The sequence below is a fragment of the Pseudomonas luteola NBRC 103146 genome (assembly GCF_002091675.1).
Lineage (GTDB): Bacteria > Pseudomonadota > Gammaproteobacteria > Pseudomonadales > Pseudomonadaceae > Chryseomonas > Chryseomonas luteola.
The window spans coordinates 1-11,228 of sequence record NZ_BDAE01000050.1 but is presented as its reverse complement, the minus strand read 5'-3'; the positions used below and the strand labels follow the sequence as shown (position 1 = coordinate 11,228).

Genomic DNA, 11,228 nt, shown 5'->3' with positions numbered 1-11,228 from the left:
TTTGAACATCTTGGATAAGCGTTACGCAGAGAACTCTTTAAGAAAGAAGTCTAGATAGTGTGCCTCGATAGGTGCATGAGGTGCGAGGCATTTCACAAGAGTAAGACGGAATGCTCTACCACAAACGATTGAAGCTGACTCAGTTCTAATTTTGAAGCCGCTAAAAGGAACGGCTTTTAAACCGATCAGTCATTACCCTAGCTGCTATCTACCAGAAATGCTTAGCGCATAGAGAGCAGCTGGTTGATGAATTTACAAATACAGGGTTTCTAAATGGCTTTTTTCTCAAACAAAAGCAAAGTGGTAAGCATTAACGCAAGACGCTGCGCCAAAAGCCCTACCCAAATACATAGTGTTGAGGGGGATCGTAAGAACTCAGGAAACCAACCGCTATCCAGTCATAATCAGCACATAGGATTCTTTGGAATTTAGAAGCCGCTCGGGCTTGACCGCAATAGTCGCAACAGCCTATGGCTTACCACTGGGTTGCTTCTTTTCCTTTGATGACCGTCAGCCTTATGAAGGCCTCGTCATTGTCCATTCATTGGTCTTCCTAGCCGATGCCTTTCCGCATGGTCTTATGGTTTTTGTCGATTATCGTACTGTCCCTCTCTTACCAGGAGCAGATCCAAGCGCTCTTTCGACTAAAAATCTGCTAACCGTTAAAAAGGCTGGAAGAGCAACACTATTACGATATCAACTCCGCTATGACTGTAACGCTGGAATTACTGCTTATTTATGTGTTGTCCATGTTCTTTTTGGACAGATTATTCAGGTGTCTAAATATCCTGTCAGAGCAGGCGCTAACCCGATCCTCCCCTATTGACGCACTACGAGGCGTACTCTCTACTACTGTGGTCTGCTGCCACTTTATGGTGACCTACCAATGGAAGACCACTGGTGAATGGGCAGGCTCAGACAGCAGTGCGCTCCTGAACAATATGGGGGCGGTTCCCGTCACGCTCTTTTTCATGATTACAGGCTTTCTATTCTTTGGAAAAATTTATCAGCGCAAGCCTGACTGGCCACATATATTCCAGTCTCGATTCTGGAGAATCATGCCATTGTACGCATTCGTCGTGGCAGTAGTCGTATTTATCAGCTTGTATCGAACCGGATTTGATCTGGTATCGCTTACTCAACTGGCCAAGGAAAGTCTGAGATGGGTTGTTTTTCTTGGTGCCTCTTTTAATGGCTTTCAAGAGAGTCGCATCATTACGGCCGGCGTCCAGTGGACGTTGAAATATGAATGGTTCTTTTATCTAGCCCTTCCTGTTCTCGCAGCGCTGGTCAACCGCGAAAACTATGGCCGCTACCTTGCCCTATCTCTCATCGTGGTAGTAGCTGCATTACCTGCAGCACAATTGGAAGTGTTAAAGCTCCATTTCTTGCTATTTTTTATTGCCGGATTTATCCCCGTGCTGATCAAGCGACACCGGCCAGCATGGATTGATTATCTAAAGAAACCTGTTTATGGCGCTCTGGCAATAGCTCTCATTGCATATAGCATGACAATGCCGGATTACTTTTCTGTACCTCAGATTTTGCTTCTTAGCATAGCGTTCGCCATTATTGCACTGGGTAACGATCTATTTGGATTATTAAGTAGTTACGGTTTGAAGGCTTTAGGTGAAATTAGCTACAGCGTTTATTTGATTCACGGGCTGGTGCTATATAGCCTCTTTTCTTGGTTACAGGTCTATCCTTTTATAGACAGCAATGTTTCCCACTACATTATGCTTCTGCCTTTGGTGCTGGTATTGGTATGCGGGCTTTCCCTGTTAACTTTCCTGGGAATAGAAAAGCCTTTCATGTTGAAGCCGAGAAAAGGCGTAAACACCATACCGCCTCTCTAAAAAGATCTGGGTGTCATAGTTTCAACTATGACACCCATGTTTTCAATAATTTAAAATCCCTAACAAACCAGAACGATTTCTAGATACTGTTTTGGCTTTAATTCTGAACATATCATTTGATCGAATGCTCTCATGCACCTAGAAGAAAATGAGACCCGATAAAGTGGGCTTTAAAAATCTTCCGTTAATCAAGCAAAAAGAAATTCTCTGGATGAAGCCAAAGCGATGTTTGCACCTAAACTTCCTTTAAATCATACGGATAAAAAGGCTCTACTGGAAAATGCAAGAATACTATGAGTTTTACTTTCAATCACTAATAAGTCCCCACCAGATGGCAAAGTATATCAGTCCCAACATGTCCAAAAATTTACATAGCCTTTACCTGGAACGGGTATCGTCTTTACAACAGAAAGGCTTTAATGCGAGGGCAAGCGAACGATCCGTTGTTTAGTTTGTAACACGTCATCAGCCACCCCAGAAGCAGTGATTTCCCCCGTTGCTGCTTTTTTACTGGGGTGGTCTTTTTCAGGACGCACCAATCAAACGCGCGCGATCAAAGTAGCGTGAAGTGGCTAACGTTTGGTTAAGATCAGGCGTGCAAAGCTAGCTGCCAAACAGCGGCCTTACCGCAGTAAGGCGGAAACCGTTTGCCTTTAACGATGGGCGAGGCCGTGCGAGGAGCACCTATAACTGTCCAGATGCCACTTTCTGGACACGTCTGACCTGTTGTGCACTGGGTACCGATAGGGGTGATAGTAGGCATATCTACTACTTCTGCAGTATTACTTCTCATGACAATACAAACGTAGCTGACTATGGTCTGTTGAGGTTAACGCAGCGCTGTTGTTTTGCAACTAGCTTATATCGGCTGGCCTACCAAAGATGACTAACGGCATGACTATATATAAATGAGGACGATCTCCATGACTCCGCTACGCTTATTAGAGTGAAAGTCAACCAGAAAACCGTTACAGGCTATTTAAAGCAAGTCAATATCACACTGATATCACAGCATTGATCATCTAGTTATATAAATAAGGCACCTCATGCCTCAAATCAGTGCTGGCTATAGGATGGGCTTAGGATTGGAGCTGCTATAGCAGAAAATAGTACTTGAGAAAGATACGATTACTTTTAGCAAAAGGCTCTGTTGAGCACGACTGCTTACCTGTGACCGAGTAATATTGCGTTATGATCTTCGATAGACCTTTATCTGAAATTCCTAAAGCCAACGACACCTCTTCGCTAGTCTAGTAAGCGGTTTTATTTTTACTGTATAAATTTCTTACATCGATCCTATCTCAAGAACTAAGTCATGAGATTTGGGTTCGATATGACCTCTTCGCAGATCATCCCAGCGATCGCTGTCTCTGGTTTGCTTGCGCGTTTACCAGACGTATCAAGGCTCACTTATGCTTCATGTGCGACAACTTCATAAAAGCTACCCCACCCCTCAGGGCATTCTGCCGGTACTTCGAGGTATAGATTTAGATCTGCAGCGTGGTGGCAGTCTGGCTCTTATGGGCGAGTCGGGAAGTGGTAAAAGCACACTCCTTCATCTTATCGCTGGACTCGACAAGGCAGATAGTGGCCGCATCGATATCGATGGAAAGGCATTACACTCACTTAACGAACAAGCGCTGGCTGACTGGCGTCGCTGTGAGATTGGCCTGATTTTTCAGCAGTTCAACCTCATCGGCAGTCTGACGGTAGAGGATAATCTAGCTTTTCAGGCGCGGCTTGCGGGACGGCACAATCCATTGTGGCAGGCCCAGCTTGCCGAGCAACTGGGTCTGAGCGAGTTATTGCAACGGTACCCAGAGCAGCTTTCGGGAGGACAACAACAGCGTGTGGCATTGGGTCGAGCCCTGGCATCACGTCCGGCGCTAGTACTGGCTGATGAACCGACCGGTAACCTGGACGAGGTAACTAGCGCCCAAGTACTCAAGCTGTTGCTGGATCTGGTAGACCGTAGTGGCTGTACGCTGCTGATGGTTACTCATAGCCCACAGGTAGCGGCACAGTTGCAGCAACGCGTCGTGTTGCGGGCAGGCCAAATTGCTACCCCTATTGGAAGCTGACCATGGGTGTCGTGTATTGGTCTGTGCGCAGCCTAATCAGCCACTGGCGAAAACACCCCGTGCAGTTTTTCAGTCTATTTACCGGGCTCTGGCTAGCCACGGCATTATTGACTGGCGTTCAGGCGCTTAACAGTCAGGCAAGGCAAAGCTATGCGCAGGCCAGTCAGCTCATTGGCGGTTTACCTCAAGCGACACTTTCTGCACGTAATGGCGGACTTATTTCTCAGGAAAGCTTTCTTGCGTTACGCCGACAGGGATGGCCCGTGTCACCAATGTTACAAGGCAGCGCCATTATTCAAGGTCAAACACGCCGTCTGCAAATCATGGGTATCGAACCAGTGAGCCTGCCGGTGGGCTCGTCCATAGCGGGCGAACCGACCGAAACACAGGACTTGATGGCGTTTATTAGTCCACCTGGGCAAACCTGGGTTGCTAACCAAACACTACATGAGTTGAACCTGCAGGAGGGTGAGCAGCCTTACCTGGTTAATGGGCAACGCCTCCCGCCAATAACAGGTAAGTCAGGCATGGCTCCCGGCATGTTGCTAGTCGACATCGGAGTAGCCCAGCGGCTACTTGAGGCACCGGACCAACTCTCACGTCTTGTTTTCCCAGCAGATTTTCAGAAACCCCTTCCTTCTCCGTGGAATGAACGATTGCAATGGCAGCCCCATTCAAATGAAAACGACCCGGGCCAGCTCACCGAAAGTTTCCACCTCAACCTAATGGCGCTTGGGCTGCTAGCCTTTGCAGTTGGATTATTTATTGTACACGCGGCTATCGGGCTGGCCTTGGAGCAACGAAGACCCTTATTGCGTACATTGCGCGCCAGCGGTGTAAGTGTTCAAAAACTCCTGATAGCGCTGACTGGAGAACTGATAGCGCTCGCGTTGCTAGGGGGGCTGGCAGGTATTGTTAGCGGCTACGTACTGGCCAGCCTACTCTTACCGGACGTGGCAGCCAGCTTACGAGGTTTATATGGTGCTGAGGTGGCCGGAGAGCTCTCTCTCAATCCAATCTGGTGGCTAGGTAGCCTGGGACTTAGCCTTCTGGGTGCGCTGTTGGCGGGCGCAAACAGTTTATGGCGCGCCGCTCGGTTGCCATTGCTAGGACTCGCCAATAGCGAGGCTTGGCATCAGGCCCACCGTGCTTGGCTAAAACGCCAAGGATGGATCGCCGCTCTTGCAGCAGTGGTTGCCTTCATTGCCTGGCTGACAGGCAATAGCCTGGCGGCAGGTTTCATCATGATGGGCAGCCTACTGCTCGCGGCAGCTCTAGGTCTGCCGGTAGCGCTCAGCGGCCTGCTAAGACTAGCACCTGCCTCCATGCGGTCACCATTACTGGGCTGGTTTATTGCCGACTGCCGACAACAGTTACCTGGCCTGAGTCTGGCCCTCATGGCTTTGTTGTTAGCCCTTGCCGCTAATATTGGTGCCGGCAGTATGACAGAAGGGTTTCGGCATACCTTTGGTGTCTGGCTGGATCAGCGCCTTTCTGCCGAACTTTATATCCGCCCAGCTAGCCCGGATCAGGTGCAAGAGATGGCTAACTGGCTAACAGCGCGTCCTGAAGTTGATCGTGTTTTGGCAGGTCTTGAGCTTGAAACGCAATTGGGTGGTTGGCCTTTGACCATTGCAGGCGTAGAGGATGATGAGCTTTACCGCAACCATTGGCCCTTACTAGAGGCACGAGCAGGTAACCCTTGGGACGCACTCTTCAAGGGCGATAGCGTCATGCTTAGTGAACAACTGGCTCGGCATTTGAACATTGAAATAGGCGACACGGTAAAACTACCGGCAGCCGAAGGAGCTTGGCTTGCCAAGATCGTGGGTATCTACGCGGATTATGGAAACCCTCGTGGCCATGTTCTGGTAGATGCTAAGGTAATGAAAGCCCATTGGCCCAACCTGCCGGTAAGCCGTTATGCGCTGCGTATGGAGCCTTCCGCCGTTGGCAACCTGAAACAGGCCATCAAGGATACGTTTGCTCTCGATGACTCCCGTCTTGTGGATCAGGTACAGCTCAAACAATGGGCAACACAGGTGTTTGAGCGCACGTTCAGTGCAACCTCGGCCCTTAATACGCTGACGCTGGGCGTAGCAGGTGTTGCGCTCTTTATTGCTTTATTAACGCAAAGCCAGAGCCGCCTTGGGCAACTCGCGCCGTTATGGGCTATGGGGGTTACGCGGCGCCAGCTGATGCTGCTTAACGTAGGTCAGACGTGGCTGCTAACACTGCTAACATTGCTCCTGGCGATTCCGCTGGGCATTCTGCTGGCATGGTGCCTGGTAGCCGTGATTAATGTTCAGGCCTTTGGGTGGCGTTTGCCACTTCAGGTTTTTCCGGATCAGCTGATGCGTCTGGCAGGACTCGCTCTACTGGCTACCTGGCTGGCCTCAGCTTGGCCTCTCTGGACCCTGTGGCGGAGCCGCCCGGTTGACTTGCTGAGGGTACTGTCCGATGAACGCTAGGATTGGCTGTCTGGTTGTAGGCCTTTTTGTCCTAGGCGGATGCGATGATTCTTCATCCAAAGGACAAGGCTTTGCCGGTCTGGGCCAGGAAAGCAAGGGCTTTGCTCAGGTCGTACCGGGCAGGGTGTTCTCTTTTCCAGCCGATCATGGCGCTCATCCTGATTTTCGTATCGAGTGGTGGTATGTCACTGCCAACCTAAAGGACGCTGCCGGCAATGACTATGGCGTGCAATGGACGCTTTTTCGTAGTGCCATGCGTCCCGCAGCCGACCAGCCCGGCTGGGACAACGGGAATCTGTGGTTAGGTCACGCGGGACTGACTACCCGCACGCAGCAATTCCATGCCCAGACACAGGCGCGAGGGGGCGTTGGACAGGCCGGCGTGACAGCTGAACCCTTTGCTGCCTGGATTGATGATTGGTCAATGCAAGGCGAAGCATCGTCAGATCTTAAAGTGCAGGCCCGTGGCGATACGTTCTCTTATCAGCTCCAGTTGACGTCAGATCAGCCACTTGTGCTCCAAGGGGACCAAGGCTTGAGTCGCAAGTCAGCCAGAGGCCAAGCGTCTTATTACTACAGCCAACCTTTTTTCCGCGCACAGGGTGTATTGAAAATCGAGGGCAAACCCGTGGCCGTAAGCGGCACGGCCTGGCTTGATCGCGAATGGAGTAGTCAGCCGCTCTCGGAAGATCAGCACGGATGGGACTGGTTTTCGCTACACCTGCAGGATGGTCGACAACTCATGGTGTTCCGCTTGCGACAGGCAGATGGCGATAATTACCTGAGCGGTACCTGGATAAACGCCGACGGCCAGACCGAACCCCTGCAAAGAGACGAAATCGAGTTGGAAGCCTTGGATGAACATTTGATCGCGGGGCGGAAAATTCCAACGCGCTGGTCTTTGTCCCTAATCAAACGCGGGCTTAACATTGAGGTGTCAGCCATTAATCCCAACGCCTGGATGGATGTGGGAACACCCTATTGGGAAGGGCCCGTACGCGTACAAGGCAGCGAAACCGGAATCGGCTATCTGGAAATGACAGGTTACTGAGCCTGCGTTGATAGCAACGCAGGCTCAGTCCGATCAGCTTACTGCCAATCGGTCCAGGTCTAGCATGTCCAAGGTCTGATCAAGTTGGTAAACCGAATTGGGATAAGCAACGCCCATCTCCACGAAGTGAGGGTTCTCTTTGAGGCGCTGACTGAAATAGGTATCGGAAGTATCGTAGATCCAGGAGTTTGATTGGGATTGAGATTCCGGAAAGTCATCATAACTTCCCTTTCGCCTGTCCAGTACGCGGTGGAGGTTGTCCCGTAACAACAGTAGGCTTTTATTTGGCATGTTATTGATCCAGGTGACAAAGGCCTGCTGGTCCTGGTTATCCTGCAGATCAAGTCCCTTGAGTTCGGCGTAGCGTGAGAGCAACGGCAGGACGTTATAACCGTCTCCGCTCTGGTCTGAAAGTGCTTTTGCCGCCGCCTCATCAAGCCTAGCGTGAGTTAAAAATTGGCTGGTTTCCGGCGTTTGAAAGCGATTGGCCATTTCATGGTGTTTGATAACGTCACGAGTGCCCAATGTGATGGTCGAAAGCAGCACTACACCAAGGCCGATTGGGCCAAAAACAGTGCCTGTGCCCAAGGCTGATGTCACTCCTCCTGCTGCGGATAATGTATAGAGTGACGCTCCCACCGTATCGCCAGACTCCGCCGCCTTGCCTGCGTTGACCAGATCAAACAGCGAGCTGGCAACGCCCAAAACTTTTACCGCAGGACGAGAGCTACCGCCGGCCAATGTGTTTACCCAACCATCCTTGGGTATCTTACCCATGCCGATCAAGAGTTCGGTCGTCTTTTGGGCCGTGCCGGCAGCGTCAAGACAGACCTTAAGGATGGCTTCGGGGCTCTGGTGTTTATGTAACGCAACCCCGGAGCTTGCCAGTACGGCAGCGGCACCGGCCGCCCCGATCATCCTCAAGGTTTGGCCAGCGCGCGTCTGATTATCAAAGGTCCTGACACCATTGGTTGATTTGATATCATCCAACTTGAGATTGAAGCGAGCGAGACGGTCGGTAATCTGCTCGGCTGTTTCGCCGGGCCTCGGCAATGCCTCTTTCAAGGCATCAATAGCCTTATTGAGATCCTTGTCTGGTATACCAAACAGAGCAGCTACTGGGCCTTTTTTGAGCCCTTCCAGTTTGTTGAGGGCATTTTGCAGGCTGGCAGCATCTCCCGCCTTTACATTCTGAAACTCTGGCATCACCTTGTGCCGTAGAACCTGCGTAGCCACTTCCTCAAGAAACTTTCGACCACGATCCGTTGTTTTGCCAAACTGCCCAATCAGCTTCCATTGATCCAGATCGTTTGTCAGTTCCGGATATTGGGCCACCGCAGAACTCATGGCTGTAATTGCGTCGGGATTATCCAGTGTCCTGCGGATTTGGTCCTCGATCGCCTTGCGGTCACCTTTAAAGTCTGCCGGAAGATTTTGCAGCGCCTGTAGCTGGTATAAGAGATCACGCCCGTCCTCAGCAACCTGATCTTTTAGCGCCTGGGTCTGCTCTTCCCACTCGGGCGGGCGCGAGTCAAGATAATCCTGGATGGCGTTATCCCGCTGCTCAGTGGTCATGACAGTGCCCCCATTCAGGGTGAGCCAATTGAGCTCTTCCATCTGTTTTCCATACGCCTGCAGATCATCCGTAACCTTTTTCTGGAACTGATCCAGGCCTGGCAGGATATCGCCCTCTAAAACATAGCGTGTGTCGTCTTGGCCCACAAAACTCAGCACCTGCAGCGGATAAGCTGGACTTGCTCCTTCGGCAATGCTCTGCACAGTTCCGGTCCGCTCGTAAAGTCCGAGCTCGAACAAACGCTTAATGGTCTCCTCAGCACCAGGCTGACCGGCAATGCGTCCGGTTACGTTGACCAGATGATACGCCCCTGACGAGCCTACCATGGGCGGGACTGGATTATCGCTGGGCTCGAGCAATACCTTTTCCAGTCCGGGAATTGCCGCTTCGACGACCTTTGCCGCAAGATGCGGGTCAAGGTTTTGTGTCATGTTATCCAGTCGTTCGAATACAATTTTCATCGGTACGAGCTGGCCAGACTGGTTATCCTGCTGATTCAAGGCGTCAAGCGCGTATTGCCCTGCACTTTGGAAGATCTCATGGCCTGTTGATGACTGCAACAAAACCTCTTTTACATCAGGTGTAACGGTGGAGTAAGCCTTTCCTAGTGTCTCCAATGCGGCAACAGGATTCGGCGATGCGTTAATCTGCTGAACAATCTCCCTGACCTGCGCTTCCACGTCCGGACCCTTGTGGCTGGAAGGCGTCAGCACCAACCCCATCTGTTCGGCACCCTGCTCTATCGCTATCTGAGCCGGCCCGCTGTCCGTCCAGTCATGATCAAATAACCATTGCGCAGAGTCGTTACGCTCAGCGGCTGGCAAAGCGGACAAAAACGTTTGCACGTCTTGTTTCAGTTGTTCGGTCTCTACTGCGTAATCGATCGCGCCGTCTGCAGTGTTAGCGTGTTCGATGGCATTACCTCGAGACTGCAGGTTTTCAAGGAACAGTGTTTTGCCATCAGGCTGTACGGCCAGCTGCTCTGGTGCTGGAGGAGGTAAAAAGACCACATCACCGGCGTGAATGTGATCAATATCAGAAATCTGCGGATTATGTTGGGCTGCCTCGTGCAGTGAGACGTAATGCTTTTTGGCGATACCCGTCATGGTGTCACCCGGCTCTACAACTACCTTTTGCTGCTGCAGGTGCGACTCAGGGAGTCTTGGTGCCTCCCCTTCAGGGCGCGGCGTTTCCTGGGAACGCTTGATAAACGCGCTAAATGAATGAAGTGCGGTGCGGAAGTTACTGCGAGAGGTTCCGGCATTATCGATCGGCATCGCCATGGCGTAATGTCCTCGGTAGGCTTCGGTCGTCAGCCTGACCAAGGATGCTTGGCTTAGATGAAAAGCACATGACACGTTAACGCCAAGCTGAAGTAACCATGTTTACGGCTCCATAAGGAACAATAACCTCTACACGTTAATACTCCGTCAGGATAAAAGGCTTATAGCCAGAAAATCATCATTGACCGATTGCTTAATACAGTAAAACAACAAGAATCCGTCAGGTCATGAAATTACTTTGCCATTAATTTATTTTCATGATATTCGGCCGACGAATGGTAATGCGCGTTTTAACCAATAAAAACCTTATAAAAATCAGTCGCTTAAATTATCAAATAAAGCCTTATCTGGCTTTGTTTCAATTCATGTCAATGTTTTGGCATATCGCTTGTATAGCTCAGTACGCAGAGCACAGAGCGCGCTCCGCTTGGCAGTAGCCTAGCCAATTCTTTTTAATTCTGAGCCTCCGCCTGATCTTGCAGTACAGGAAATGGTCGCGGTTGGTCACAGCAGTCTGGTGATACCAATGTTTTTTTCGAAACTGTTAAAGAAAAGCCTTCCCCTAGCAGCCGCCTTGGCGCTTGGAACCACTTATGTACAAGCCGAACCGGTCGATCTGGTTAGTCTGAACCTGTCCGGTGCGGGATTTGCCCCCCATGTTCTACCTGGAATCAATGGCACCAACTACATCTTCCCGGTGGAATCCTATTTCCAGCAGTGGAGCGCCAGGGGTATCAAGACATTCCGCTTCCCCATTATCTGGGAGCGCCTGCAACCCAAGCTGGGTGGCCCGCTGGATCCAGCCTATGTTGCGTTGATCGACCGTACCTTTGGGTATGCGCAAAAGCACAACATCAAGATCATTCTGGACCTGCATAACTATGCACGCTATCGCGGCCAGGTGATTGGC

General features: G+C 50.8%; 6 protein-coding genes. 5 read left to right on the top strand and 1 reads right to left on the bottom strand.

Annotated features, from left to right (window positions below; genetic code table 11):
- The first annotated feature begins 707 nt into the window (after window positions 1-707).
- The 4 genes from PLU01S_RS24410 (at window position 708) to PLU01S_RS24395 (ending at window position 7,459) form a co-directional block, all read left to right on the top strand.
- Window positions 708-1,856: an acyltransferase family protein gene (locus PLU01S_RS24410; protein WP_074830506.1), complete on the top strand. Its 1,149-nt coding sequence runs from the start codon at window positions 708-710 to the stop codon at window positions 1,854-1,856.
- Between the two features lie 1,412 nt (window positions 1,857-3,268).
- The gene (locus PLU01S_RS24405) at window positions 3,269-3,937 is read left to right on the top strand and encodes an ABC transporter ATP-binding protein (RefSeq protein ID WP_019365001.1); all 669 of its coding nucleotides are present in this window, start codon (window positions 3,269-3,271) and stop codon (window positions 3,935-3,937) included.
- 2 nt (window positions 3,938-3,939) lie between these two features.
- Entirely contained in the window at window positions 3,940-6,408 is a 2,469-nt protein-coding gene (locus PLU01S_RS24400; protein WP_074830511.1) for an ABC transporter permease, read from the top strand.
- A complete protein-coding gene (locus tag PLU01S_RS24395; protein WP_074830515.1) occupies window positions 6,398-7,459 on the top strand; it encodes a lipocalin-like domain-containing protein in 1,062 nt (353 codons plus the stop codon). The genes PLU01S_RS24400 and PLU01S_RS24395 overlap by 11 nt, the downstream gene beginning before the upstream one ends.
- Window positions 7,460-7,492: 33 nt before the next feature.
- Here the strand turns inward: PLU01S_RS24395 and PLU01S_RS24390 are convergent, their stop codons facing one another.
- Window positions 7,493-10,318 (bottom strand): LysM peptidoglycan-binding domain-containing protein, encoded by a 2,826-nt coding sequence (locus tag PLU01S_RS24390; RefSeq protein WP_074830518.1) that lies wholly within the window; start codon window positions 10,316-10,318, stop codon window positions 7,493-7,495.
- A gap of 526 nt (window positions 10,319-10,844) precedes the next feature.
- Between PLU01S_RS24390 and PLU01S_RS24385 the strand changes: the two genes are divergently transcribed.
- A partial coding sequence (locus tag PLU01S_RS24385; RefSeq protein WP_139803999.1) for a cellulase family glycosylhydrolase occupies window positions 10,845-11,228 on the top strand: 384 nt, incomplete at its 3' end.

Coding starts and splice junctions, on each gene's coding strand:
- PLU01S_RS24410 (WP_074830506.1), top strand. CDS start 708: ATGACTGTAACGCTGGAATTACTGCTTATTTATGTGTTGTCCATGTTC.
- PLU01S_RS24400 (WP_074830511.1), top strand. CDS start 3,940: ATGGGTGTCGTGTATTGGTCTGTGCGCAGCCTAATCAGCCACTGGCGA.
- PLU01S_RS24395 (WP_074830515.1), top strand. CDS start 6,398: ATGAACGCTAGGATTGGCTGTCTGGTTGTAGGCCTTTTTGTCCTAGGC.
- PLU01S_RS24405 (WP_019365001.1), top strand. CDS start 3,269: ATGCTTCATGTGCGACAACTTCATAAAAGCTACCCCACCCCTCAGGGC.
- PLU01S_RS24390 (WP_074830518.1), bottom strand. CDS start 10,318: ATGGCGATGCCGATCGATAATGCCGGAACCTCTCGCAGTAACTTCCGC.